The organism is Mesorhizobium sp. M7A.F.Ca.MR.176.00.0.0, from assembly GCF_004023165.1.
Classification (GTDB): Bacteria; Pseudomonadota; Alphaproteobacteria; order Rhizobiales; family Rhizobiaceae; genus Mesorhizobium.
On record NZ_RZTC01000002.1, the window covers coordinates 129136 to 153401 of the forward strand.

The following is a 24266-nucleotide window of genomic DNA, read 5'->3' on the forward strand; positions in this document are numbered from 1 at the left end:
TGCTGTTATGGAAAAAAGGACTGGACGCAGCTTATTTGCCGCCGTCGCCATTCGATGGGTCGTCGTCGTTGATGCGCTGGAGCAGGCGAAGCAGCGTCGCCTGCTCGGCCGGTGAGAGCGGCGACAGGAACCGCCGCCCGACCTCGACGCTGCGTTCGAGCCGCTCCAGCGTATAGTCGGTCCCTTTGCTGGTCAGCGCGATCATCGTCAGGCGTTGGTCGGTTTCGGAGGCGCTGCGCGTGATCAGCCCGTGTTTGAGCAGTTTGCGCATGACGATGCTGATGGTCGATGGGTCCATCGCCGTCAGCCGGCCGAGATGGTTCTGCGAAACTTCGCCATGCTTGAGGATCGTGGCGAGCGCCGCGAATTGCGTTGGCGAAAGGTCTTCGCCGGCCATGACCTGCTGGAAGCGCAACGTCGCGCGCTGATGCGCCCGGCGGATGACGTGCGCCGGGTGGCGGTCCAGTTCATAGCCGGTCCCGGCGTACTGCTGCAGCACCTGCTCGCGGCTCAGGGGTGCATCGCCTCCCGGCGTTTCGCCTTTTTTGGATTGCGGTTTCTTTTCAGTCGTCACACCGGACTCCTATCGCCGCTGTCTTGGATGTCGCCGGCCGGAAAAAGCTCAAGCCGCAACCCTCGCTGGTTGAAGCGATGTCCCGTCGCGGAGGGCTGCGACGACATCAGCCGAATCGCTGATCACGCCGAAATGGGTCGCTATGTCATACAGCGAGCTTTCCTGCTCGCGTGGTCCCGTTGCCGCGCAGCAATCGCTTGGCACTACCACCTCATAGCCCTCGAAAAAGGCATCGTGGACGGTCGAGCGCACACAGATATTGGTGACCACGCCGAAGATGATCAACTGATCGATCTGCATGTCTTTCAGCGTCAGGTCGAGGTCGGTTTGGAAGAAGGCCGAGTAGCGCCGCTTGATCACATGGATCTCATCATCGCGGGCGCCGAGATCCTCGATGATCTCCGGCCCCCAGCTTCCGTCCAGGCAATGCGGCGTGCGCTTCAGCCATTCGCGCTCGCGTCGCATGCCCGGCCGGTGGCTGTCATGGACCCAGATCACCGGCACGCCGGCGGCGCGCGCGGCCTCGATCACGGCCAGTTGCGGCCCGACCAGCGTCTCGTACCCAGGCAGGACCATGGCCCCGCCGGGCTTGCAGAATTCATTGATCATATCGATGACGACAACGGCTGCACGGCGTGAATCGAGACGCACCGCGTCATCGTGCCGATGTGAGGAAAAACTGTCCACGGACATGGCGAGCTCCTTTGACCGATCGTTGATGCTCATACAAAAAACCCTAGTGGATGCCAAGTCAATCCCGTTCGACGCAAAGCGTGCTGGTCGGCCTTGCGCACCGCGCTCCGACAAGCGTATGCGCTATTTGTCCATCGCGAAATGGCCTTGACAACGCTTGTCAGGCATGTGCTCGATTTGTATGACCATCAATGATATTCAAGCCGCTTAATTGCGGAGCCGAGGTCGAGATATGAAAACCATCGTCACCGGAGCCAGTGGCCTGCTTGGCCGCCATGTGGCCGAGGCTCTGGTTGCGGCCGGCCACGATGTGCTTGGTGTCGATGCCGTAGTGCCGGGTGAGGTCGCATGGCGCCACGCAACCGCCGATTTGACCGATCTGGGGTCGACGCTGCAGCTGGTGCGCGATTGCGATGCGGTTGTGCATGTCGCGGCCATTCCGCGGCCGACCGGCCGGGCCGGCGGCGAGGTGTTCAAGACCAACATCGCGACCGCCTACAATGTGGTCGAGGCAGCTGCCATGGCCGGCGCCAGGCGCTTCGTCTATGCCTCGTCCTTCAGCGTTTTCGGCTATCCCTTTTTCGAGAAACCTGTTCGACCGCCCTATCTGCCGGTCGACCTGAACCATCCGGTCGGCGCGCAGGACCCGTACGGCCTGTCGAAATGGCTGGGCGAGGAAATCGTCGACGCGGCGGTGCGCCGCGGCGCCTTTTCGGCGGTCAGTATCCGCATGCCGTGGATCCAGACGCCGGGTTCTTTTTTCGAGGGCGTCGCGCCGCGCCGCGCCACTGCCGACAGTGCCCGTGACCTGTGGGCCTATCTTGATGGGCGCGACGCCGGTCAGGGCTTCCTGCGGGCGCTTGAATGGCAAGGCGACGGCCATCTGCGCGTCCTCCTCAGCGCCGCCGACACATTCATGGAAGAGGAAACCGAAGCGCTTTTGCGCCGGGTCTACCCTGATGTCCCCCTGTCACGGCCGATCGCCGGTTTCGGCGCCGTGCTCGACACGATCCATGCGCGCGAAACGATCGGCTTCGAGCCAAGCCATTCGTGGCGTTCCTATCCGAAGCCGGAGGCCGGACAATGAAACGGTTCGACAAACAGAATGTTCTCGTCACCGGCGGCGCGGGCGCGATCGGCAGCGCAGCGGTGCGGCGTTTCCTTGACGAAGGCGCACGGGTCGCCATTGTCGACCGCAATGGCGCGGCGGCGCAGCAACTGGCTCGCTCACTGGGTGAAAACGCCATTGCCATCGAAGCCGACGTCACCGACGAAGCGGATGTGCGGCGCGCCGTCGAGGCGATCGTTGAGACGTTCGGCGGCCTCGACGTGGTGTTCAACAATGCCGGCATTTCCGGCGTCGTCGCTCCCGTTCACGACCTGCCGGTCGAGGACTGGGATACGACCATCCGCATCAATCTGCGCGGCATCTTCCTCGTGCTGCAGGCTTCGCTTCGGGCGATGATCAAGGCCGGGACCGGTGGCTCGATCGTCAACATGGGCTCGTCCATGGCCGGTTGGGACGTCCTTTCGGGGGGAGCTGGCTATGTCGCTTCCAAACACGGCGTGGTCGGCCTGACGCGGGTCGCGGCGCTCGATGCCGCGCCCTATGGCATACGCGTCAATGCCATCTGCCCCGGCGTGATCGAGACGACGCTTGGCGTGCCGGCTTCCGGCGACGGCGAATTCAAGAGCAGCGTCCAGCATTTCGCCGACCGCATTCCGTTGCGCCGCATCGGCCAGCCGGACGATGTCGCGGCCGCCCTGGCTTTCCTGGCCTCCGACGAGGCGAAGCACGTCACAGGCGTGGATTGGCTGATCGACGGCGGCCAGACCTTGCAGAGCTGGGCCAACGCGCCGGCCGGCGGCGCGTTTCCGAAATTTCGCTAAAGTCTTTTCGGCGGCATTGCCTGGATGATCCGGACGGCAAGATCGAGATCGGCGAGCCCGCCCGAAAGCGGCGTGCGCGGCTTAACACCGGCAAGGATGCAATCGGCGAAATGCAGCCACTCGCGGCGGAACGACGTATCAGGAACGCCAGGCAGAACGCGTTCGGATGCAGCCTCGCCTGTCGTTTCACGTAGCCGGACAGTCGCCGAGGCATTGCGGAAATAGGGGTTCTGGAATTCGATCCGCACCTCGTCGCGCTCGCCATGCACATGGATCCACTCGTCCCACCATTCATACTGGGCAAGTGCCATGTCGAAGAGGCAAGGGACGCCGCCATAGTCGAGCACGGCCAGCAACTGGTTCGGGCCGGTCTGTTGCGCATGGACGACGCGGTCGGGCGTGCCGAAAGCACCGCGCATGACGGCAAGGTCGTGGCTGGCGAGGCTGAGCAGTACAAGATAGAGATCGCGATAGCCGGCATGGTCCACACCGAGCGCCGCCTCGATGCGCCGAGCGACCGTTTCGCGCCCCGCCGCCAACACATCGGCCGGCACGTCGGTGACCCTGGTCTGGGTGTAGAGTTGGCCATAACGGTCGAAGCGGCCCGCGAAATCGTGGACATGGATCGACTTCGGCCGGCCGATAGCGGCGATGCGCTCCAGCCCGGTCTCATAGCCGGGATCATAGAATTTCATGTAGCCGACAAGGGCGACGAGGCCGCTCCGCTCGGCCTGCTCGACAAGCGGGCGCGCCTCCTGCGGCGTGAAGGCAAGCGGCTTCTCGACGATCAGGTGTTTGCCGGCTCGGATTGCATCGGCGACCATCTCGCCATGATCGTAGGTGCAGATCACGACCGCATCGACATTCGGGTCGGCAAGCAGCGCGCGATGGTCGGTATATCTGGCAGTGACGCCATAATGTTCCGCGACCTTGTCGACCGTGCCGGGAGAGATGTCGCACAAGGCGGCGATGCGAAACGCCGGTAATTCCATGAGATAGGGCAAGTGCATCAGCTGGGCGATCTCGCCGCAGCCGATGACGCCGACGCCAATAACGCGATCCTGCATGTCAACCCTTCACGGCGCCGGCTGTCAGGCCGGCGATGAACTGCCGTTGCATGGCGACAAAGACGACGATCACCGGCAGTGTCGTGATCGTCAACGCGGCGAAATAGAGCGTCCAGAGCGAGTCGTATTGCTGGAAGAAGCTGACCAGTCCTAGCGGGATGGTCTGCACCAAAGGGTCGCGCAACAGCAGGAAGGCCAGGAAGAAATCGTTCCAGATCTCGATGAAGCCGAAGATGAGGATCAGCGCCACGCCCGGCCGCACCAGGGGCAGCATGATGTGGATCAGGATCTCGAGCCGGCTGGCGCCATCGATGCGCGCGGCATCTTCGAGGTCGGCCGGCAATGTGATGAAGAAGCTGCGCAGGATGAAGACCGAAAGCGGCAGCGACGTCGCGGCATAGATGAAGGCAATGCCGAGCCGGCTGTTTATCAGGCCGAGATCGCGCGCCACCAGGAACAGCGGAATGGCCATCACCTGCGGCGGCACCAGCATGGCCGCAACCGCGACTGCGATCACAAGACCGCGTCCGGGGAAACGAAGACGCGCCACCGCATAGGCGCACGGCGTCGCGACGGCCACCAGGATGATCAATGCCGAGCCGGTGACGAAGATGCTGTTGACGATGCGCGATCCCATGCCGGCGATCCGCCAGGCATCGGCATAGTTCTGCAGCACCAGGCTCGATGGCGGACCCCAGACATTGCTGAGCATTTCCTGCTTGGTCTTGAGCGAACCGAACAGCACCCAAAGCAGCGGATAAAGGGTCTCGAAGAGCACGAGAATGAGCGCGGCATAGATGCCGCCAATTTCGAGGATGCCGCGCATGCCGAGGCGCTGCATGAGCCCGCGACGGCGAGAGCCGGCGGCGCCATCGTTCAGCGAAAGGTTGGCGGCTCTCATCAGACGTCGAGCCTTTGCCGCTGCATCAGGGCCAGCAGGCCGACACTGGCCAGCCCGACGATCATGAACAGCACATAGCCGATCGCCGCGGCGTAGCTCATGGCGCCGTCCTGGAAGGCCTTGCTCATCATGTAGGTGAGCACCACTTCGGTGGCGTGGTTCGGGCCGCCCTTGGTCAGGACATAGACGATGTCGAAATTGCGCACGAAGGCGCCGGAGAGGCCGAGGATGGTGTTGATGAAGATGATCGGCATCATCATCGGAACGGTGACGTGCCGGAAGCGCTGCAAGGGGCCGGCGCCGTCCATCTTCGCCGATTCATAAAGCTCCGAGGGAATCGTCTGCAGCCCGGCCAGATAGATGACGGCATGGAAGCCAAGCCATTTCCAGACATCGACGACGATGATCGAGTAGAGCGCGATGTCGGCGTCGCCAAGCCATGATCGTTTCAGCCCGGCGAGGCCAATGAGATCGAGCCCGCTGTTGAGCAGGCCGAAGACCGGATTGTAGATCCAGGACCAGAGCAGGCCGACGGCGACGAAGGACATCGTCACCGGGACGAAGGCGGCGGCGCGGAAGAAGGTGCGGCCAAGCAGCGCCCGGTTCAGAAGCAGCGCCAGCCCGAGGCCGAGCACGTTCTTCAGGACGACGACGGCAAAGACGAAAATCAAATTGTTGCGCAGCGCACCGAGGAAGATCCGATCGTGCACGAGCCGCTTGTAGTTGGAAATACCTGCCCAGGTCGGGTCGGAAAACCCGTCCCAATTGTGCAGGCTGAGCCAGAAGCCGTTGACGAACGGCCAGAGGTAGAAAAGACCGAAGAGGATCGCGGCGGGCAGGATCATGACGAATGCGACCGCCCCGTCCCCGGCATTGAAGCGCCAGGTGCCGGATCGGCTCGAAACAGGAGCCGCCTCTTGCGGTCGCGTGCTCATGTGGCCTTCGCGCCTTGCGGGGTCAGCACCAGCCCGAGCGTGTCCCTGACATAGGCGATGCTCTCGAGCGTGCTTTGCTCTGCCGTTTTCTTGGACGCATCCAGCTCGATGATGGCGAGGCCATCGTAGTTTGCATCCAGCAGGACGTCGACGATGCCAGCGAGATCGACGACCCCGGCGCCGAGCTCGCAAAAGGCGCCATAGCGGTCATAGCCCTTCAGCGCCGGATCGACCCTGGTGTCCTTGAAATGCATGTAGCGCACGGCTGAAATGTAGGTCTTGACCGCGTCGACCGGATCGGAATTGGTGTGGGCAAGATGCGCCGGATCGATGCACAGGCCGGCCAGACCGGTATCCAGTTCATCCATCATGCGATCGAGCTGGTCGCGACGCTCGATGAAGGTGTCGAGATGCGGGTGATAGACCGTCTCGATGCCAAGGTCCTTCGTCCGCTTGCCGATATCCTCGAGCGCCCGGCAAAAGGCCCGGTAGTCGTCGGCCGTGTGCGCCCCGGCAGCGGCTTCCGATGGACCGCCGCCGAGAACCAGCACCGGTGAGCCGAACCCCTTCAGCAGCCTGGCCAGCGCGACGAGAACGTCCCGTTCATAGGTCCAGGCGACAGGGTTGGTGAAAATCGCATTGACGTAGAAGGAGGAGAGCTTGATGCCATACTCGCTCTGGCCTTCCGACAGCAGCGCATAGCGCCGCAAGATGTCGGTGTCGGTGGTCACTCCCATCGGCGCCTGGTTGCCGAGCTGCATGTATTTGCGGGCGTACTGGTCCGACAGGCTGGTGAAGGCGAGGATTTCGAACCAGCCGAAGCCCTGGTCGGCGAGAAACTTGATGGCCGGCCTGAGCGGAAGGCCGGTCAGGTCCCAGCTGTTCAGATGATAGCCGATCGAGAAGCGCTGCCGTTCGGCGCGATGTATCGTCATGTGTTTTCTCCGATGGGCGAGGCTGCCCGAAGCAGGCAGCCTCTGTTTTTCTTGCCTGGCACATCAGCCCGGCTGGATGGGCGCTCGCTTGCAGGCGCTACTTCAGGGCCTCATTTGGGCGGCCAGTTGCCCTGGGCCTTGAGGTCATCGAAGATGGTCTGGATCGATGCGGCGGCGTCTTCGGGCGTCGTGGTGCCGCCGACGATGCCGGCGATTGCCGAAGACGTGGCGCTCGCGACCTCCGAGGGCCAGATCCAGTCGAGGAACTTGATCGTGTTCGGGAAGGCTTGCTTGCGCAATTCGACGGCATAGGCATCGTCGACCTGCGGCACGCCCTTGATCGAGGCCGCGATCGGCTGTTCCGGCGCGAGGTAGAGCGTCGCGACTTCAGGCCGTGTCAGATATTCGATGAATTTGACCGCGGCATCGAGCTTCTCGGGCGGGATCAAGGAGGCGACGCACATGCCGTTGTCGGCACCGCCGCCATGGCCGGGCGCTCCCGGCGTTCCGTCCATTTTCGGAAAGGCGAAGACGCCCCATTTGAAGTCCTTGACGCTCGACTGGAGCGACGGGATTTCCCAGGTGCCGCCATAATACATGGCGCTCTTGCCGGCGGCGAACGCCGCACGCATGCCGTCCTGGTCGACGGAAAGCGAATCCTTGGAAAGGATGCCGTCATCGACCCACTGCTTGATCAGCTTGAATCCCTCGACATCGGGCGCGTCGGTGAATTTCGCCGTGCCTTCGAGGTTCTTCTGCGTCTTGCCGACCGGGTCGCCCGATGCCTGCGAAAAGGTCTCGAAGTACCACATCGGCCACATCACGGTGTTCGAGCCCTGATGCAGCAGAGGGATCACGCCCGCAGCCTTGAACTTCGGCACGGCTGCCTTCAGGTCGTCATAGGTTGGCGGGACAGGAATGGCGAGCTTTTGAAAGAGATCGACATTGTAGAAGATCGTCGATGTCGACAGCGTCGAGATCGGCACGCCATAGACTTGGCCGTTGACCGTAAAGGCGCCAAGAGCGGCGGTATCGATCCTGTCCTGGAACGGCTTGATCTTGTCGGTAATCGGCATCACCAGTTTGCGCCTGACATAGGCGCCATTGGTGTAGAAGGCCGGGCAGGCGATCAGATCCATTTCCTGGTTTGCAAGTTTTGCGGTCATCACGCGCTGGATGGAATCGGTCTGCGGCCCCTGGGCATCCCACTCGACCGCGGCGACGTCGGGGTTGGCCTTGAGGAAGCCGTCGATGACCTGCTGCTGGATTTTCTTCTGCTCGTCCGGCGGTTGACGCGGCGCGAGTTCGTCGAGCGCCGAGCCGCCGAAAATCTTGAGCGTGATCCCTTCGGCGTGGCCGATACCGGGCAGTGTGATCAGGCCGAGGCCTAGCAGCGCGGTGGCAAGGATGGGAGCGGCGGGACGTTGTTTCGGACGATGGGTCACTCTCTGCTGAAGGGGCATCTGGCTCTCCTTTACGCCAATGCCGAGGGGCAACCTCGGGACCAATATCGTTGATGGTCATATGATCTTGGTCGCCTGTTGATGTTTTTGTCAATCGGCAAGAATGCCTATTAATTCATCGATCGAACGCCCCTTTCATGTCGGCGTGGCCCGTGCGGTGTTCAATTTGCTTGGGCATTGATCTGCAAGAAGATCGGCAAACCAATGGTCGGATGCTGGCTGCTCCCGGTAACGGACAAGCCCCAATCTTCGCGATCTACTTCACGCCGATGCCGGCGGTCAGGCCGCCATCGATCTTGTAGTCCGCGCCAGTGCAGAAGCCGGCCTTCGACGAACACAGGAAAGCGATGAGTTCGGCCACTTCCTCCGGCTCGCCGATGCGCCCGATGGGGTGCGCTTCGCCGAAGCGCTTGTAGGCGGCCTCGACATCGGCATCCGTGCCGTTCTCGCCGCGGGCGGCCTTCTCCAGGATCGGGGTGCGGATCGAGCCGGGGCTGACGGAATTGACGCGGATGCCGGAGCGCGCATGGTCGAGGGCCAGGGCACGCGTCAGCGTGTGGATGGCGCCCTTGGTGGTGGCATAGGCGGCGACGTTTTGCTGGCAGGCAAAGCCCTGCACCGAAGCGACGTTGACGATGGCGCCGCCGCCCCTGCGGACCATTTCCGGAATGCCGAAATGCGCGGTCAGATAGATGGACCCGACATTGACCGACATCGCCCTGTTCCAGGTCTCGAAATAGGTGCTGGTCGCGGTTCCGTACGGATGCACCGCCGCCGAATTGACGATGATATCGAGGCCGCCGAACCGCTCCACGCCGGCCGCGACCGCGTCGCGAACCTGATCGGGCACGGAGACGTCGGCGTCTATGACCAGCGCCCCGGCTCCGGAGCTTTCCAGTTCCGCTTTCAGCGCAGCGTTGGCCGCGCGGTCGATGCCGCAGGCGACGATCGCAGCACCCCCTGCAGCGAGGCGTCTGGCGGTTGCGAGGCCAATCCCGGTCGTCCCCGTCACCAAAGCCACCTTGCCGTCGAAATCCTTCATTGGGAAAACTCCTTCATTCGCTGTCCGAAACCGTTCCTAGTTTGACACCCATTGTGGTCCAACAATAGGTTGCCGTTCTCTCGCAGAAGGAAGCGGCAATGGAACAGTGCTGGCGCTGGTATGGACCGAACGATCCGGTAACGCTCGATCATGTCAGGCAGGCCGGTGCGACCGGCGTGGTGAGCGCCTTGCACGATATCTATGACGGGCGCGCCTGGCCGCTCGAGAGCATTCTGGAGCGCAAGCGTGTCATCGAGGCCGCCGGCCTGACATGGTCGGTGGTCGAGAGCATTCCGGTCCACAATTCATTCAAGATCGGCGCGCCGGAACGCGAGCGCTATGCCGGCTATTATCGTGACTCAATTCGCGCGCTCGCCAAGGCCGGCATTGCGACGGTCTGCTACAATTTCATGCCGGTGGTCGACTGGACGCGCACGGATCTCGCCTATCGGCTGCCAACGACAGGTTATGCGTTGCGTTTCGACGCGATCGATTTCGCGGCCTACGATTTGTTTGTGCTGAAGCGCGTCAATGCCGAGGCCGGCTATACCCCCGCCCGCATTGCCGAGGCGGAAGCGCGGCTGAAGGAATTGAGCAGCGAAGCGATCGACAGGATCGAGCGCAACCTGATCGCCGGCCTGCCTGCGACCGAGCGCAGCTATGACAGGGACAGTTTTCGCGAGGCCCTGGCGGACTATGATGCGATCGGACCGAAGGAGCTGCGCGACAACCTTGCCTGGTTCCTGCGCGAGATCATTCCGGTGGCCGAAGAGGAGGGGGTGCGCATGTGCATCCATCCCGACGACCCGCCCTTCTCGCTCTATGGCCTGCCGCGCATCGTTTCGACCGCCGAGGATGCGCGTTTCATCCTCAACGCCGTCGACAGCCCCGCCAACGGCCTGACGTTCTGCACCGGCTCCTATGGCACGCGCGCCGACAACGACATCGTCGCCATGGTCAAGGAGTTCGCCGACCGCATCCATTTCGCCCATCTGCGCAACATCACCATCGAGGATGACGGCTCGTTCCACGAGGCCGAGCATCTCGAGGGCGGCACCGACATGGCGCATGTTATCCTGGCTCTGATGCAGGAAGAGGCGCGCCGCCGTCGGGAAGGCCGCGCCGACTGGCGCATTCCTATGCGGCCCGACCATGGCCATCTGCTCGCCGACGATATCGGCAAGACCAGGCTCAATCCTGGCTATTCGCTGATCGGCCGGCTGAAAGGCCTCGCCGAGCTGCGTGGCATCATGCGCGCCATCGAGCGGTTCGAGCTGGCTTGAATGCGCTCCGGCCGGTCGGCTGGCGGATTTACAGGCGATCACGCGCGGTTGCGCTTCCGCTGTGACTTATACGATGTCGCACTGGAAAGTGCGGCCTACGAGAGGCATGGCGGGTAAAGCACGTGTCGGGAAATTATTTGCCGGCAGTTCACAATATGCAGCGCTGACGTTCTTCCATTCGGGCCAGATTGGACTTCTTGTTGCTTTGATCGGCACGCCTTGCGTGTCACTTTGAGATGCATTCATTCTCGAAGCTCTTGCCGGTGGTCGCTTCTACTTCTCCTAAGCCAAGGCAGAGAAAAGAAGGAATCTGACCATGCCCAGAATTGTGCCGGTGCTCGATCTGAGCCGTCTCGAACAAGGTGCGTCCGAATATCGTACCTTTCTCCTGGACCTGCGCACGGCGGCTCGAGACGTCGGCTTCTTCTATCTCAGCGGCCACGGAATTTCGGCCTCGGAGATCGACGACGTGCTCGATGCCTCGCGCCGGTTCTTCGCGCTGCCTCAGGCCGACAAGCTGGCGATCGAAATGGTCAAATCCCAGCAGTTCCGCGGCTACACCCGCGCCGGTGGCGAACTGACCAAGGGCGCGGCCGATTGGCGTGAGCAACTCGACATCGGCGTCGAGCGCCAGCCCATAGCGCAGGGACCTGGAATTGCACCGTGGACAAGGTTGCAAGGACCCAACCAATGGCCGTCGGCATTGCCGGAGCTCAAGCCGGCACTGCTTGCATGGCAGGCCAAGGCGACCGCGGTGGCGATTCGGCTGTTGAAAGCCTTCGCGCTATCGCTCGATCAGCCCGAGGACGCCTTCGACGCGATCTACCGGGACTCGCCCAACCATCGCATGAAGATCGTCCGTTATCCCGGCCGTGACGCGACCGAAGGCGACCAGGGCGTCGGCGCGCACAAGGATGGCGGCTTCCTGACCCTGCTGCTGCAGGACGACAACAAGGGGCTGCAGGTCGAATATGACGGAAGCTGGGTGAATGTGGATCCGCTGCCTGGAACGCTGGTCGTCAACATCGGCGAACTGCTCGAACTCGCATCGAATGGATATCTGCGGGCCACCGTGCACCGCGTCGTGACGCCGCCTGCCGGCGTCGAGCGGATTTCCGTTCCCTTCTTCTTCAGCGCGCGGCTCGATGCGACGATCCCGCTTCTCGGCCTTTCCGAGGAGCTGGCGGCGCAGGCGCGCGGACCGGCAAGCGATCCCGACAACCCCTTGTTCCGCGATGTCGGCACCAATGTGCTCAAAAGCCGGCTGCGTTCCCATCCCGACGTGGCACGCCGCCACTATGCCGATCTTCTGGAGACTGGAACGGTGGGTTCGTGACGGTCACCTGGCACGAATTTTTGCCGTTTGGCATGTTTTTTGGAATGCCATTCGTCGCCAAGGCTTGGAAATAAGCTCAAAAAGGTAAATTCGTTCGGCGGTTTCCTCCCATTTCGCCGAACGGTGTTCCCCTCTGAAGGTTTTGACCTTCTTTTTGGCCGGGCCGTATTCGAGCCCGGCCATTTTTTCGTCCTGGGGTATCAGGCGCAAAACTGAAATACTGCAAAAGCCCGGCGCAGCGGAACAGAATACCTTCCCGAGTTGGGCTGACCGTCCGATCCTGAGAAGGATTCGAGCACTGGTGCTCGACTGTATCGATCGGCCGGAACATCTTTCATGACACGAAAACAACTGCGCCTCGGCGCCTTCATGCGCCCCGTCAGCCTGCACACCGGCGCCTGGCGCTATCCGGGCGCCTATCCCGACGCCAATTTCAATTTCGCGCATCTGAAGCGCTTCGCCCAGACCCTGGAAGCGGCGAAGTTCGACGCCTTCTTCATGGCCGACCATCTGGCCGTTCTGAACATGCCGATCGAGGCGTTGCGGCGCAGCCACACGGTCACCTCGTTCGAGCCGTTCACGCTGCTGTCGGCGCTCGCCGCCGTCACCGACCATATCGGGCTGGTCGCCACCGCATCGACGACGTTCGACGCGCCCTATCATGTTGCTCGCCGCTTCGCCTCGCTGGACCATATCAGCGGTGGACGCGCCGGCTGGAACATCGTCACCACGTCCAACCCTGACGCGGCGCTGAACTTCGGCCTCGACGAGCATGTCGAGCATGATGAGCGCTACCGGCGGGCGCGGGAATTCTACGATGTCGTCACCGGCCTGTGGGACAGCTTTGCCGACGATGCCTTCATCCGCGACGCCGAAAGCGGGTTCTATTTCGATCCGGCCAGGCTGCAGGTGCTCGACCACAAGGGCGAACATCTCTCGGTGCGTGGGCCGCTCAACATCGCCCGGCCAATCCAGGGTTGGCCGGTCATCGTCCAGGCCGGCGCGTCGGAGGCAGGACGCCAACTGGCGGCGGAGACAGCGGAGGTCATTTTCGCCGCCCATGCGGATCTCGCGGCGGGACAGCGTTTCTTTGCCGACGTCAAAGGCCGTGCGGAGAAACTCGGCCGCTCGCGTGACGACATCAAGATCCTGCCCGGCGCCTTTGTCGTTGTCGGCGACAGCGTCGAGGACGCACAGGCAAGGCGGGCTAAGCTCGACAGCCTCGTCTACTATGAGAGCGGCATCGCCTCGCTGTCGATCGCGATCGGACACGATGCGTCCGGTTTTGACCCCGACGCGCCCTTGCCCGAAATCCCCGAGACCAATGCGAGCAGGAGTGGCCGCGAGCGCGTCATCGAACTGGCACACGAGGAGAACCTGACCGTCAGGCAGCTTGCGCAAAGGCTGGGCGGCTATTCCGGCCTTGCTTTTGTCGGCACGCCTGAAACAATCGCCGACGAGATGGAGGAGTGGCTGGTTGCCGAGGGCTCCGACGGGTTCAACATCATGTTTCCCTACCTGCCGGCAGGGCTCGATGATTTTGCCGAGAAAGTGGTGCCGGAATTGCAACGGCGAGGCATCTTCAGGCGGCAATATGAGGGGTCGACACTGCGCGAGAATCTCGGCTTGAAGCGGCCCTCCAACCAGTTTTTCGAATAGAACGCCCTTCGCGGAGAGGTCTCCATGTCAATCCAGTCCAACACCCGCATCGTGCTCGCGGCGCGACCGCAAGGCCGGCCGAAGCCGGATGATTTTCGCATCGAGACGGTTGACCTTGACCAGCCGGGAGAGGGCGAACTGCTGTTGCAGATCCTTTATCTGTCGCTCGATCCCTATATGCGCGGTCGTATGAACGCCACCAAGTCCTATGCCAGGCCGGTCGATGTCGACGGTGTAATGGAGGGCGGCACCGTCGCGCGCGTGATGATGTCTCGCCATCCGGAATTTGCTGAAGGCGACATCGTCCTGTCCCACTCCGGATGGCAGAGTTTCGCCCTGTCCGACGGTGTCGGGCTGCGCAAGCTCGATCCCGCGGCTGCACCCATAACAACCGCGCTCGGCGTGCTCGGCATGCCGGGCTTCACGGCCTATGCCGGTCTGCTCACCATCGGGCAGCCGAAGCCTGGCGAGACGGTCGTCGTCGCGGCCGCCAGCGGTGCGGTCGGGTCGGCCGTCGGCCAGATCGCGCGCATCAAGGGGGCGCGTGCCGTCGGCATCGCCGGCGGTGCCGATAAATGTGCTTTCGTGCGAGCCGAGCTGGGCTTTGACGCGGTCGTCGATCACCGGGCCGACGATTTTGCAGAGCAGTTGAAGGCAGCTTGCCCCGGCGGCATCGACATCTATTTCGAAAATGTCGGCGGTTCTGTCTGGGACGCGGTGTTTCCGCTGCTGAACGAATTTGCGCGTGTGCCGGTCTGCGGGCTGATCGCGCAGTACAACGTCATCGCGGATGCCGGCACCGACCGGTTGCCGACATTGATGCAGCAAGTGCTGCACCGCAGCCTGACGATCAGAGGTTTCATCCAGCGCGAATTTGTCGACCAGCGCCCGGCCTTCTATCGCGAGATGGCCGACTGGATAGCGTCCGGCCGCGTCCGCTACAGGGAAGATATCGTGGATGGCATCGAAAATGCGCCTCAGGCCTTTCTCGGCCTTCTCGAAGGCAGGAATTTCGGCAAGCTGATCGTGCGTATCGCGGAATAATTGTTGCACAACGATGAGCCGGGGCTGCCGAGACAATCGCTGTCGCAGCCCGGCGCGGCGCCTTTTTTGTTCACCACATCATGAAGGAGGCGACGTCCGCATCCGAGACCTTGCCGGCATTCACGTCAGCGATTGCCTGGTCGACGATCGCGACGCCCTCGGTCATCTCGTCTTCCGTCAGCGTCAGCGGTGGCATGAACTCCAGCACATTGGCCTTCAACCCGACATAGGTGAAGGCTGCACCCAGCTCATAGCCGCGATAGATGATCTTCGCTGTGGTCGCCGCCGCAACCGGCTCACGTGTCGTGCGGTCCTTGACCAGGTCGACGCCGATGGCAAGGCCGCGCCCGCGCACGTCACCGATGATCTCATGCCTGGCGGCAAGGGCTCGCAGCGCCTCGGAAAACAGCATGCCGATCCGCGCCGAGCGCTCGACCAGGCCCTCCGTCTCGATCGTCTTCAGCACCGCGTTGCCGGCCGATGTCGCCACCGGATTGCCCGCGGTTGTCTGCAGCGCGAAGGCCGGCGCATGGTCCATGATCTCCTTGGGGCCGATCACGGCCGATAACGGCAAGCCACCGCCGATGCCTTTGCCGAAGACGACGAGGTCCGGCGTCAGTCCTTCATGCTGGAAGCAGTGCATCATGCCGCTGCGAGCGAGCCCGACCTTGACCTCGTCGACGACAATCTTGATGCCGTGCCTGCGGCAACGCTCCTGCAATGCCTTGAGAAAGCCGGGCGGCGGCACGATCAGCCCGCCATCCGACATCAACGGCTCGATGAACACCGACGCGACCTGATGCGGCGGGCAGGTGGTCTCGAACTGGTAGTCGAGCAGGGCAAGCACGTCCTCGCTGCTGAAATTCGGTCGGAACGGATCGGGATAGGGCAGCAGAAGCACGCCCGGCCGGGGCAGCGTGTGGGTCATGGCGGTATGGCCGCTGATGCCCATCGAGCCGGAGAGATTGCCGTGATAGGAACCGATGAACGAGATGAAGCGCGAGCGGCCGGTGGCTGCCTGCAGCACACGCACCGCGCAGTCATTGGCATCCGACCCGGAATGGCCGAACCAGACGCGCCGTTCGCCTTCTCCGGGCGTAATCGCCAGCAGCCGCTCCGCCAGCGATACGGCGGGCTCGTTCGGGTAGAGCAGCAGGCTGGCGCCCGCCATGTCGCGGATCGACGTCTCGACCGCTTCGACGATTGCCGGATGGCCGTAGCCGAGCACCGCCGGACCGGCCGATCCCGACAGGTCGAGCAAGGAGCTGCCGCCTTCCTCGATCAGCCGGTTGCCCCGGCCGCCGATGACGCTGAGCGGCGAGAAACGCAGCTTGCCGATCTGGGCGATGGTCGCGGCATCACGTTCGCGCAGGCTGAGATTGCTCACGACGCGGTTTCCGTCTCGAGTGCCGGCAGTGCCGCCGCCAGCCGGTCCGCCCATTCTTCGATGCCGGACCGCGTCGACAGCAAATCCTGCCGGATCTCGACGAGGACGGCGGCGATGCCGCGATCGTCGCCATGGATGGGCACGGCGTAATCGGCGTCGCGGCTGATCACATAGGGCACGTTGGCCGCGACATTCAGCTCGGCGTCGGTGCGCAGGCCCGAAAGGATCGATTCTGCGAGACCTCTCGCTTGGTCATGCAGCACGCCGGCATGCCAAGGCCTGCTGACACCGAGGAAGACCGGCGTGAAGGAATGGATCGTCACGATCCGCGTCTGCCGGCCTGCCTGTGCCCGGCGGTCGAGATACGCGGTCACCCGGTCATGAAACGGCGAAAAGATGATCTCGGCACGTCGGCTCCGCTCCGCCGAATCGATGCCGACATTGCCGGGAATGTCGGTGTCTTCCGACAGCACCGGAATGCTGCCTGGCGTGCCCAGCGGCCGGTTGAGGTCGATCAGCAGCCGCGAATAACCGCTGAGGAAGGCCGCAGCATCGAGCTTCGACGACAGCAGGCGGGTCACTTCGGCGGCGCCGATATCCCAGGCGATGTGGCGCTGCAGATGGCCGGCATCGAGGCCGAGCTGCCGATACTCGGCCGGCATGTGGTTGGACGCATGCTCACACAACAGCACGATATCGGAGCGGCCGTGCTCGTTGAGGACCTCGACGGCCTCGGGCCAATCTTTTCCGGCCTGTGCGGTCATCAATAGAGCGTCCGGTAGAGATCGCAGATGGAGGCCGGATCGAGACCGGCAAGACGCTCGGCTTCATGTCGCTTGAGGCCGACGAAGGTTTCGATGAAGACAGGCGCGAACCATCCCGTCACGGTGCCGTCGGCCAGCAACGCGTCCAGTGCCGCGGGCAGGGTTTCGGGCAGGCGCACCAGACCGAGCTTTGCCCGCTCAGCCTCGCTCATCAGTGTCGGGTCGCCGGTGACCAAAGGCGGCGACGGCAGGCCCGCCTTCAGCCCTTCCAGCCCGGCGCGGATGATCGCCGCCAGCGACAGATAGGGATTGCCGGTGGCGTCCGCCGCCCGGTACTCGATATTGTACTGCCGCGCCGGATCGCGTCCGCCGATCGTCACAGTCGGGCAGATGCGCAGCGACGCCTCGCGGTCGCGGTCGGCAAGCCAGGTATAGGACGAACTCCAGCTGTGCGGCTTCAGCCGGTAGAAGGACGACACGCTCGACGCCGTCATCGCGGTCATTCCAGGCAGATGGCGCAGCACGCCGGCACAGAAGGCGCCGGCTTTGGCGGAAAGACCTCCGGGCTGCGTTGGATCGTATGTCACCGGCTTGCCGGCCTCGTCGACAAAGCTGAAATGGATGTGGACGCCGTTGCCGACGGCAGTTGGCGCGGTTTTGGGCGCAAAGCTCGCACGCCAGCCGGCATTGCGCGCCAATTCGCGCGTGATTTCGCGGATGGCGACGGCGCGGTCCGCCGCCGTCAGCGCGTCCGCCGGCTCGTGCGTCACCTCGAGCTGCTCGTCGCCGAATTCGGCGATGACCACTTCGGGTGCAACGCCGGCCTCCTCCAGCGCCGCCATCAGGTTGGGCGCGAAGGGGTCCGTGCGGCGCAAGGCGGCGAAAGACATCGAATGCGCCGGCGCGAAGCCGCCGTCGGCGACATTGAATTCATGCTCGAAGGCGGCGATGACCGACAGGCCGGTTGCGGCTTTCAAATCGGCCAACGCCTCTTTGAGCATCGTGCGGGTGCAGCCGAGCCATGGGCTGCCATCGAGCTCGACGATGTCGCCGGCGACCATGTCGAACGGCGTCGCCGATCCGGTGCGTGTCGTGCGAAAGCGCGCCTTGAGATCGGGGATCAGCCGCAGGTCGCCCGACGAGCCCCAGGGGTTGGGATCGACGATCGAGTTGAACGGCGTCAGCGACAGATTGGCCTGCAGCCAGCCGACGCCGGTCGTGGCGGTCTTCTGCAACTTGCTTTCGGCAACGAAGCGGCCCCGCGTGACGGCGGAGAGATCCGTGGTGACGACGGCAACCAGAGGCTCGACAGTCGATGTCATGCCGGTTTTCCCAAAGCGTTGAAGCGGGCGACGACCGTGTCGGTGTCGGCCACCCAGCAGTAGCCCCCGAAGGCCTTGAGCGCGATGTCGTGGCGTTCCTGGGTGATTGTGGCGCAGGCGTCCGATACGCAAGTGACGAGGTAGCCGCGGTCGGCGCCGTCGCGCACCGTCATGTCGACGCATTGATCGGTCAGCACGCCGACCACGACGAGATAGCGAATGCCGAGGTTCTTCAGGAGATAGTCGACATTGGTCGAGTTGAAGATGCCGGACGACGTCTTCGGCAGCATGATCTCGTCGCCGACCGGCGCCAGCGATGGCACCGGCAGACCCTCGGGGAGGCTGGGCGCGACATGGATCGGCGTCAGCTTGTGGTCGAGGGAGCGGTCACGGCCGTCTTCGGTCAGGCTCTGGATGATGGTGTGCAGCACCTCGACGCCATTGGCCCGCGCAGCGGCCAGCAGGCGCTCCTGGTTGGGGATCGTCTGTGACGATGTCTGCCGGTAGAAATAATGATCCGGCCCACGCTCCGGATGCGACGGATCTGCGCCCGGCTCCAGCCAGATGCGCTGCATGTCGACGAGCAGCAGGGCCGTTTCGCCGGCACGGAAGGCTTCGTCTCGTTTGGGTAGGGCCTGGGTCATGCTTTGTCGTCCTGCTTTGCTGATTTGGGTCCCGGCGTCTTGCGGGGTCCGGGTATCTTGCGCGGGCCGTTCTCTTGCGGGTCGCTGTCGAGTGTCACGGCATTGGCATGTCGCACCCTTTCGAGCCGCTCAATGCGGGCGCGCGCGTCGTCGCCCAGCGTCGAAACGATATGGGCGACCAGCGCCTCCATCTGGGCGATCGCCGGCGCCAGCGTGTCGTAGGGCGAGGCGACTTCGAGCGGGCTGACGATGGTGACTTCGGCGAGGTCTGATATCGGCGACAGCCATTGGTCGGTGAACAGGACGATGCGCACATCGAGCGCCGCCGCTTGGCTCGCATAGGCCATGACGTCGAGCTGGTAGCGGCGGTAGTCGAACACGACGAGCACGTCGCGCCGGTCGAGGTCGGCGAGCGTGTCGAAAGTCTGTGGAGAAAGCACGCCGAGATCGCGAACCCCGGAGCGAAACTGCACGAGATAGCCGGCCAGCATGCCGGCGATGTGACGGCTGAACCGGCCGCCGACCATCACAACCTCGCCCTTGGCCTCCATCAGCAGGCGGGCCGCCCGCTCGTATGTCTGGACAGGTGTCGCGGCGGTGGCTTTCTGCAAGGCCATGGTGACGCTGTCGAGATAGGCCAGCACGGCGCTGTCGTTGGAACCGCTCTGCCGCTTGGCCTCCATCATCAGCAGCGGCGAGTGCAGTCTTGCCTCGACTTCGGCCAGAAGCTTCGCCTGGAAATCCGGAAACCCTTCATAGCCGAGCTTGACGACCAGTCTCACCACGGTCGGATCGCTGACGCCAGCGCGCCGGGCGAGCGATGAGGCGGTGCCGAGGCCGGAGGTCGGATAGTCCGTCAACAGCAGTCGGACGATCTTTTCTTCCGACGGAGTCAGCGCAAGATCCCCGCGCATCAGAACATCGCGTATAGCCATGGGCCTCCCCGAAATCCGTGTTCTCTTGTTTTGTCGAGTTTATTACAGAGATTTAAATATTGGTCAACAATGAAGAGATGTTGACATTGCGTGATCGCTGGCCCTACCTTGTCGGAAAGCAGCCAAGAGACTGTGGGGAACAGCCATGCGAAACGGAAGCGACGTCATCGTCGTCGGTGCCGGCATTGTCGGATCGAGCGCCGCCTATCATCTGGCCAAGGCCGGTGTGAAGGTCACATTGGTCGAGCAGACCCATCCCGCCGGCGGCCCGTCGGGCAAATCGTCGGCGCTGCTGCACGCCTTCTACCTGATGCCGGAATTGTCGCAGCTTTCCATACGTGGCCGCGAGATCCTGGTGTCGCTGCCGGAAATCGCGGGCGAAGGCTCTTTCGTCACCGAAATCGGCATGATGTGGGTCTGCGGCAACGACAACAAGGTGAGTTGGACGGCGGCGGCCGAACGCATCCGCGGCGAGGGCGCGCGCATCGAGACATTGTCGCCGCAGGCCTTTGCCGACGCGGCACCCGGCTTTGCCCTGGACAATGTCGCAATGGCGCTGTGGGAGCCGGAATATGGCTACGCCGATGCCTTCGGCGCCACCAACGCCATCGCCCGTGCCGCCCGCGCCAACGGTGCCAGGATCATGCAGAACACGCTGGTCGAGAGCCTTCAACGGCAGGGCGACCGCATCACCGGCGTCACCTTGACCGATGGAACGGTGCTGGAAGCCGGTACCGTCGTCCTGGCCGCCGGGCCGTGGACGCGCCGCCTGCTGGCGACGGTCGGCCTCGATCTGCCGCTGCATGTCGAGCGCCATCCGATGGCCGTCCTCGACGCAGCCGGCAAGGCAAGGCAGGTCATGCCTTTCGCCTGGTGCGACGACATTTCCTGCAACTATGCACGGCCTGACAATGACGGCGTCATCCTGGCCGGCACCTGGGCTGGTGGCGGCACCGGCCTGCGCCACGAACATGCGGGCCGCCCGCGTTTGGTCGAAAATCCTGATGATTACATGGAAGGTGTCGAGGAGCAGGAATCGGTCGAGATTCTGGAGACCTTCGCTGGCAGAGTCCCTGCCATGGCCGAGCTTGGCATCCGGCCCGGCTATGCCGGACTCTACGACATGAGCCCCGACGATCTGCCGGTCATCGGCGCCATGCCTGACGTCGAAGGGCTGGTCGTTTCGGCGGGATCCTCCGGCCACGGCTTCAAGACCGGGCCGGCAGTCGGCGAGGCGGTGGCCAGGCTGGTCACCGAAGGCGCGCAACCGATCCTGGCGCCGTTTTCACCCGATCGCTTCAGGGCCGCGTAATGGCGTCGGTGACGATGAGCGAGAGCAAGCCCAGTGGCTTCATGCCGGCCGCGTTCCGCAACGCCACCGCCGATGCCCTGTGCATGGTGGCGGTGTTGCTGCTGGTCGCGCTTGCCGCCTTCATCTTCGGCGGCGCCGCCATGCAACGCGTCGTCACCTATGCCGCGATCATGCTGACGGCGGTGCTTGGCCTGCAGATATTCTCCGGCAACAGCGGCATCGTCTCGTTCGGCCAGGCCGCCTTTGTCGGCCTCGGCGCCTACGCCACCGGCATTCTCACCATGCCGACTGCACTGCAGCGAACGGCGCTGCGCGACCTGCCGCAATTCCTCGCCGGCCATCAACTCTCCTTCTTCGCGGCGCTGGCCGTCGTCCTGGCTCTCGCGGTCATCGTCGGCCTGTTGACCGGCACGCCGCTGCTCAGGCTTTCCGGATCGAGCGCTTCGATCGCAACGCTTGCCATGCTGATCATCGTTTACACGCTGCTGGTGGCCGGGCGCGAGATCACGCGCGGCAGTCAGCCATTCTATGGCGTGCCGCGCGAGGTCGGGCTGTGGACGGCCGCCGCGATCGCTTCGGTGGCGCTGGTGGCGGCGAGGCTGTTTCGCGAAACCTCCTTCGGCCTTGCCAGCCGAGCCGCCGCCAATGACGAGCGCGGTGCCGCCGCGGTCGGGGTCGACCAGCGCACGGCGCGGCTGGCCGCTTGGGTGGCTGGTGTCGTCGCTGCCATGGCCGCCGGCGCCATGATGGCGCAGTTTCTGGGTGCGTTCTCGCCGCGCGATTTCTATTTCGACCTAGGCTTCACCATGCTTGCCATGCTGATCGTCGGCGGCATGACCTCGTCGCTCGGCGCTTTCGCCGGCGTCACCGTCACCATCGTTTTGGTCGAAGTGGTGCGCCGCTTCGAAGGCGGCGGCGAGGTGCTCGGCCTGCATCTGCCCGTCCTGTTTGGCCTGACCCAGGGCGTGCTGGCCATCGCCATGATCCTGGTTATCTGGCGGCGCCCGACCGGTCTGTTCGGCGAACGCGAACTGAACCTGCTGCGCCGACCCGGACGCCAGGCCGTGATGGCTTCAACGGCGCCACCGCGGCATGTCGAGAGTGACCGGCTCACCGCCGACCATCTGTCGCGTCGCTATGCCGGCGTCGTCGCCGTCGACGACGTCAGCCTGAATTTCCAGACCGACAGCATCACCGGCATCATCGGCCCCAATGGCGCCGGCAAGACGACGCTGCTCAACATGCTGGCCGGTGATATCAAGCCAAGTGCCGGCACCGTGTCGGTGGGTGGCGCGGTGCGGCAGGCTTCGGCCTTCCGCTTCGCCCGCTCCGGCGTTGCCCGCACCTTCCAGAACATCCGCGTCTTCCCGCACATGACCGTGCTCGAAAATGTCGTCGTCGCCGCACGCCAGGTGGAACCTGATCTTGGCCATGCCGAGGCGGCGGCCATGGGCGAGCTCGCACGCATGGGGCTGGAGAAATTCGCCGATCAGCCGGCCGCCAGGCTTGCTTATGGCCAGCGCCGCCGGCTCGAAGTGGCGCGCGCTTTGGCGTTGAAGCCGCGCTTCCTGCTGCTCGACGAGCCGGCCGCCGGCATGAACGCCGTCGAGACCGCCGAACTGGTTTCGATCCTCTCGACAGTCCGCACCGAGCGCCGCATCGGCGTCGTCCTGATCGAACACGACATGCGGCTGGTGATGAACCTGTGCGAGCGCATCGTCGTCATCGATCATGGCCGCGTCATCGCCGACGGCACGCCGGGCGATGTCCAGAAGAACCCCGCCGTGATCGCAGCCTATCTCGGCAGCCGCACGTCGCGCGCCAAGACCGCAACGCCTGAAAACCAGACCGCATGACCCGCAACGACAGCCAACCATAAGAAATCCAGAAGGAGAACCGACATGCCAAGCCTCTATCGCCTCCATCGCGCCGCCCTGTGCGCGGCCGTGTTCGGCATCGCCGCCATTTCGACGGCCAGCGCCGAGGAGATCATCATCGGTGCCGCGACCGCGCAGACCGGTGGCCTCGCTCCCTACGACCAGCCGGCACTTGCCGGCTTGCGCATGTCGCTCGACGAGCTCAACGCCAAGGGTGGCCTCGCTGGCAAATACACCGTCAAGCTGCTGATCAAGGACACCCGCTCCGACACCGCGCAGACCGCAACCGTCGCCCAGGAGTTGATCGACGCCGGCGCCAAGATCATGATCACGCCGTGCGATGCCGATCCCTCGATTTCCGCCGGCCAGCTGACCCAGCCGCTTGGTATTCCGACCCTGACGCTGTGCGGCTCCGCCCCCGTGCTCACCGGCGCGGTCGGCGACGTCATGTTCGGCACCTATCCGGCCGACAATGTGCAGTCGACGGCGGTCGCCGACTTCGCCGTCTCGGAAGGCAAGAAGAAGGTGTTCCTGCTGACTTCGCCGGACTCCACCTACACCGCCAATCTGCCGGAATATTTCGGCAAGGTGTTCGAGAAGAAGGGCGGCGCCATTGTCGGCCGCGGCACCTTCAGCATGGGCCAGCCCGACTTTTCCGCCGAGATCACCAACATCAAGGGCCTGGCCGACAAGCCCGACCTGATCATGACGGCGGCCTACGAGCCGGATTTCCCGGCCTTCATCCAGCAATTGCGCGGCGCCGGCGTCACCATCCCGGTCTATGGCGCCGATGCCATCGGCACGCCGACCATCAAGGCGCTCGGCAAATTGGTCGATGGCGTCGTCTATACCGCGGCCGGCTATGCCGAGCCGGGCAGCAAGCTCGAGGCCTTCAACGCAGCCTTCACCAAATATGCCGGCCACGCACCGGAATCGACCTATGAAGTCAATGGCTACGAGATCGGCCTGATCCTCGACCAGGCGGTCAAGACGGCGGGCTCCGACGACCCTAAGGCGATCCGCGACGCCATCGCCGGCCTCAAGGATTTCGAAGGCATCACCGGCAAGATCACCTATGCCGGCACGGACCGCATGCCGCTGCGGCCGGTGGCGCTGATGCGCTACGAGGGCGGCGAGGGCAAGCATGTCCAGACCCTGAGCCCCGACGCTGCCGACGTTCCCGCGCCGTGATGTCATGCTGAG

General features: G+C 63.8%; 23 protein-coding genes. 9 read left to right on the top strand and 14 right to left on the bottom strand.

Annotated features, from left to right (window positions below):
* Positions 1 to 31: 31 nt before the first annotated feature.
* A complete protein-coding gene (locus EOB59_RS01525; RefSeq protein ID WP_127807798.1) occupies positions 32 to 574 on the bottom strand; it encodes a MarR family winged helix-turn-helix transcriptional regulator in 543 nt (180 codons plus the stop codon).
* Positions 575 to 622: 48 nt separating this feature from the next.
* Positions 623 to 1267, bottom strand: a complete 645-nt coding sequence (locus EOB59_RS01530) for an isochorismatase family cysteine hydrolase (protein ID WP_127399136.1) — start codon at positions 1265 to 1267, stop codon at positions 623 to 625.
* A gap of 232 nt (positions 1268 to 1499) precedes the next feature.
* On the opposite strand from EOB59_RS01530, the gene EOB59_RS01535 reads away from it, so the two are divergent.
* On the top strand, positions 1500 to 2354 hold the full coding sequence (locus EOB59_RS01535) for an NAD(P)-dependent oxidoreductase (protein ID WP_127807797.1): 855 nt from the start codon (positions 1500 to 1502) through the stop codon (positions 2352 to 2354).
* Positions 2351 to 3157 (top strand): SDR family NAD(P)-dependent oxidoreductase, encoded by an 807-nt coding sequence (locus tag EOB59_RS01540; RefSeq protein ID WP_127397087.1) that lies wholly within the window; start codon positions 2351 to 2353, stop codon positions 3155 to 3157. Before EOB59_RS01535 ends, EOB59_RS01540 begins: the two co-directional genes overlap by 4 nt.
* Here the strand turns inward: EOB59_RS01540 and EOB59_RS01545 are convergent.
* The 6 genes from EOB59_RS01545 to EOB59_RS01570 all read right to left on the bottom strand — a co-directional run bounded on the left by EOB59_RS01545 (position 3154) and on the right by EOB59_RS01570 (position 9500).
* Positions 3154 to 4224 carry a Gfo/Idh/MocA family oxidoreductase gene (locus tag EOB59_RS01545; RefSeq protein WP_127807796.1) on the bottom strand — a complete coding sequence of 357 codons (1071 nt, stop codon included), beginning with the start codon at positions 4222 to 4224 and terminating at the stop codon, positions 3154 to 3156. The genes EOB59_RS01540 and EOB59_RS01545 overlap by 4 nt on opposite strands.
* Position 4225: 1 nt before the next feature.
* A complete protein-coding gene (locus EOB59_RS01550) occupies positions 4226 to 5125 on the bottom strand; it encodes a carbohydrate ABC transporter permease (protein ID WP_127397089.1) in 900 nt (299 codons plus the stop codon).
* Complete coding sequence (locus EOB59_RS01555) at positions 5125 to 6060, bottom strand: sugar ABC transporter permease (protein ID WP_127807795.1); 936 nt, start codon at positions 6058 to 6060, stop codon at positions 5125 to 5127. Before EOB59_RS01555 ends, EOB59_RS01550 begins: the two co-directional genes overlap by 1 nt.
* A complete protein-coding gene (locus EOB59_RS01560) occupies positions 6057 to 6995 on the bottom strand; it encodes a sugar phosphate isomerase/epimerase (protein WP_128287476.1) in 939 nt (312 codons plus the stop codon). The genes EOB59_RS01555 and EOB59_RS01560 overlap by 4 nt, the downstream gene beginning before the upstream one ends.
* A gap of 110 nt (positions 6996 to 7105) precedes the next feature.
* Positions 7106 to 8458, bottom strand: coding sequence for an extracellular solute-binding protein (locus tag EOB59_RS01565; protein ID WP_128287477.1), 1353 nt, complete (start codon positions 8456 to 8458; stop codon positions 7106 to 7108).
* A 256-nt stretch (positions 8459 to 8714) separates the two neighbouring features.
* On the bottom strand, positions 8715 to 9500 hold the full coding sequence (locus EOB59_RS01570; RefSeq protein WP_128287478.1) for an SDR family oxidoreductase: 786 nt from the start codon (positions 9498 to 9500) through the stop codon (positions 8715 to 8717).
* A 98-nt stretch (positions 9501 to 9598) separates the two neighbouring features.
* Between EOB59_RS01570 and uxuA the strand changes: the two genes are divergently transcribed.
* On the top strand, positions 9599 to 10783 hold the full coding sequence (gene uxuA / locus EOB59_RS01575) for a mannonate dehydratase (protein WP_127396133.1): 1185 nt from the start codon (positions 9599 to 9601) through the stop codon (positions 10781 to 10783).
* A gap of 316 nt (positions 10784 to 11099) precedes the next feature.
* Positions 11100 to 12119, top strand: a complete 1020-nt coding sequence (locus EOB59_RS01580; protein ID WP_128287479.1) for an isopenicillin N synthase family oxygenase — start codon at positions 11100 to 11102, stop codon at positions 12117 to 12119.
* A 3-nt stretch (positions 12120 to 12122) separates the two neighbouring features.
* On the opposite strand, the gene EOB59_RS01585 is transcribed toward EOB59_RS01580, so the two are convergent.
* Positions 12123 to 12302 (bottom strand): hypothetical protein, encoded by a 180-nt coding sequence (locus tag EOB59_RS01585; RefSeq protein ID WP_128287480.1) that lies wholly within the window; start codon positions 12300 to 12302, stop codon positions 12123 to 12125.
* Between the two features lie 153 nt (positions 12303 to 12455).
* Between EOB59_RS01585 and EOB59_RS01590 the strand changes: the two genes are divergently transcribed.
* Both EOB59_RS01590 and EOB59_RS01595 read left to right on the top strand, forming a co-directional pair.
* The gene (locus EOB59_RS01590; RefSeq protein ID WP_128287481.1) at positions 12456 to 13778 is read left to right on the top strand and encodes an LLM class flavin-dependent oxidoreductase; all 1323 of its coding nucleotides are present in this window, start codon (positions 12456 to 12458) and stop codon (positions 13776 to 13778) included.
* Between the two features lie 24 nt (positions 13779 to 13802).
* Complete coding sequence (locus EOB59_RS01595) at positions 13803 to 14822, top strand: NADP-dependent oxidoreductase (RefSeq protein ID WP_128287482.1); 1020 nt, start codon at positions 13803 to 13805, stop codon at positions 14820 to 14822.
* A gap of 70 nt (positions 14823 to 14892) precedes the next feature.
* Here EOB59_RS01595 and EOB59_RS01600 read toward each other — a convergent pair whose 3' ends face one another.
* The 5 genes from EOB59_RS01600 to EOB59_RS01620 are packed head-to-tail and all read right to left on the bottom strand — an operon-like array spanning position 14893 to position 19874.
* The gene (locus EOB59_RS01600) at positions 14893 to 16209 is read right to left on the bottom strand and encodes an aspartate aminotransferase family protein (protein ID WP_128287483.1); all 1317 of its coding nucleotides are present in this window, start codon (positions 16207 to 16209) and stop codon (positions 14893 to 14895) included.
* Positions 16206 to 16973: an N-formylglutamate amidohydrolase gene (locus EOB59_RS01605; RefSeq protein ID WP_128287484.1), complete on the bottom strand. Its 768-nt coding sequence runs from the start codon at positions 16971 to 16973 to the stop codon at positions 16206 to 16208. The genes EOB59_RS01600 and EOB59_RS01605 overlap by 4 nt, the downstream gene beginning before the upstream one ends.
* Positions 16973 to 18295: a glutamine synthetase gene (locus EOB59_RS01610; protein ID WP_128287485.1), complete on the bottom strand. Its 1323-nt coding sequence runs from the start codon at positions 18293 to 18295 to the stop codon at positions 16973 to 16975. Before EOB59_RS01610 ends, EOB59_RS01605 begins: the two co-directional genes overlap by 1 nt.
* Complete coding sequence (locus EOB59_RS01615; protein ID WP_128287486.1) at positions 18292 to 18939, bottom strand: isochorismatase family cysteine hydrolase; 648 nt, start codon at positions 18937 to 18939, stop codon at positions 18292 to 18294. The genes EOB59_RS01610 and EOB59_RS01615 overlap by 4 nt, the downstream gene beginning before the upstream one ends.
* Complete coding sequence (locus EOB59_RS01620) at positions 18936 to 19874, bottom strand: MurR/RpiR family transcriptional regulator (RefSeq protein ID WP_128287487.1); 939 nt, start codon at positions 19872 to 19874, stop codon at positions 18936 to 18938. Before EOB59_RS01620 ends, EOB59_RS01615 begins: the two co-directional genes overlap by 4 nt.
* A gap of 145 nt (positions 19875 to 20019) precedes the next feature.
* Between EOB59_RS01620 and EOB59_RS01625 the strand changes: the two genes are divergently transcribed.
* From EOB59_RS01625 to EOB59_RS01635, 3 genes are read left to right on the top strand one after another with little or no spacing between them, the layout of a single operon-like run.
* Positions 20020 to 21186, top strand: coding sequence for an FAD-binding oxidoreductase (locus tag EOB59_RS01625; protein WP_128287488.1), 1167 nt, complete (start codon positions 20020 to 20022; stop codon positions 21184 to 21186).
* 14 nt (positions 21187 to 21200) lie between these two features.
* Positions 21201 to 23042 carry a branched-chain amino acid ABC transporter ATP-binding protein/permease gene (locus EOB59_RS01630; protein ID WP_245486498.1) on the top strand — a complete coding sequence of 614 codons (1842 nt, stop codon included), beginning with the start codon at positions 21201 to 21203 and terminating at the stop codon, positions 23040 to 23042.
* Between the two features lie 45 nt (positions 23043 to 23087).
* On the top strand, positions 23088 to 24254 hold the full coding sequence (locus EOB59_RS01635; RefSeq protein ID WP_128287490.1) for an ABC transporter substrate-binding protein: 1167 nt from the start codon (positions 23088 to 23090) through the stop codon (positions 24252 to 24254).
* Positions 24255 to 24266: the final 12 nt, after the last annotated feature.

Bases quoted from the DNA above. Each gene is read 5' to 3' on its own strand.
- EOB59_RS01530 (WP_127399136.1), bottom strand. From the start codon at position 1,267: ATGTCCGTGGACAGTTTTTCCTCACATCGGCACGATGACGCGGTGCGT.
- EOB59_RS01535 (WP_127807797.1), top strand. From the start codon at position 1,500: ATGAAAACCATCGTCACCGGAGCCAGTGGCCTGCTTGGCCGCCATGTG.
- EOB59_RS01540 (WP_127397087.1), top strand. From the start codon at position 2,351: ATGAAACGGTTCGACAAACAGAATGTTCTCGTCACCGGCGGCGCGGGC.
- EOB59_RS01545 (WP_127807796.1), bottom strand. From the start codon at position 4,224: ATGCAGGATCGCGTTATTGGCGTCGGCGTCATCGGCTGCGGCGAGATC.
- EOB59_RS01550 (WP_127397089.1), bottom strand. From the start codon at position 5,125: ATGAGAGCCGCCAACCTTTCGCTGAACGATGGCGCCGCCGGCTCTCGC.
- EOB59_RS01555 (WP_127807795.1), bottom strand. From the start codon at position 6,060: ATGAGCACGCGACCGCAAGAGGCGGCTCCTGTTTCGAGCCGATCCGGC.
- EOB59_RS01560 (WP_128287476.1), bottom strand. From the start codon at position 6,995: ATGACGATACATCGCGCCGAACGGCAGCGCTTCTCGATCGGCTATCAT.
- EOB59_RS01565 (WP_128287477.1), bottom strand. From the start codon at position 8,458: ATGCCCCTTCAGCAGAGAGTGACCCATCGTCCGAAACAACGTCCCGCC.
- EOB59_RS01570 (WP_128287478.1), bottom strand. From the start codon at position 9,500: ATGAAGGATTTCGACGGCAAGGTGGCTTTGGTGACGGGGACGACCGGG.
- uxuA (WP_127396133.1), top strand. From the start codon at position 9,599: ATGGAACAGTGCTGGCGCTGGTATGGACCGAACGATCCGGTAACGCTC.
- EOB59_RS01580 (WP_128287479.1), top strand. From the start codon at position 11,100: ATGCCCAGAATTGTGCCGGTGCTCGATCTGAGCCGTCTCGAACAAGGT.
- EOB59_RS01585 (WP_128287480.1), bottom strand. From the start codon at position 12,302: ATGGCCGGGCTCGAATACGGCCCGGCCAAAAAGAAGGTCAAAACCTTC.
- EOB59_RS01590 (WP_128287481.1), top strand. From the start codon at position 12,456: ATGACACGAAAACAACTGCGCCTCGGCGCCTTCATGCGCCCCGTCAGC.
- EOB59_RS01595 (WP_128287482.1), top strand. From the start codon at position 13,803: ATGTCAATCCAGTCCAACACCCGCATCGTGCTCGCGGCGCGACCGCAA.
- EOB59_RS01605 (WP_128287484.1), bottom strand. From the start codon at position 16,973: ATGACCGCACAGGCCGGAAAAGATTGGCCCGAGGCCGTCGAGGTCCTC.
- EOB59_RS01610 (WP_128287485.1), bottom strand. From the start codon at position 18,295: ATGACATCGACTGTCGAGCCTCTGGTTGCCGTCGTCACCACGGATCTC.
- EOB59_RS01615 (WP_128287486.1), bottom strand. From the start codon at position 18,939: ATGACCCAGGCCCTACCCAAACGAGACGAAGCCTTCCGTGCCGGCGAA.
- EOB59_RS01620 (WP_128287487.1), bottom strand. From the start codon at position 19,874: ATGGCTATACGCGATGTTCTGATGCGCGGGGATCTTGCGCTGACTCCG.
- EOB59_RS01625 (WP_128287488.1), top strand. From the start codon at position 20,020: ATGCGAAACGGAAGCGACGTCATCGTCGTCGGTGCCGGCATTGTCGGA.
- EOB59_RS01630 (WP_245486498.1), top strand. From the start codon at position 21,201: ATGAGCGAGAGCAAGCCCAGTGGCTTCATGCCGGCCGCGTTCCGCAAC.
- EOB59_RS01635 (WP_128287490.1), top strand. From the start codon at position 23,088: ATGCCAAGCCTCTATCGCCTCCATCGCGCCGCCCTGTGCGCGGCCGTG.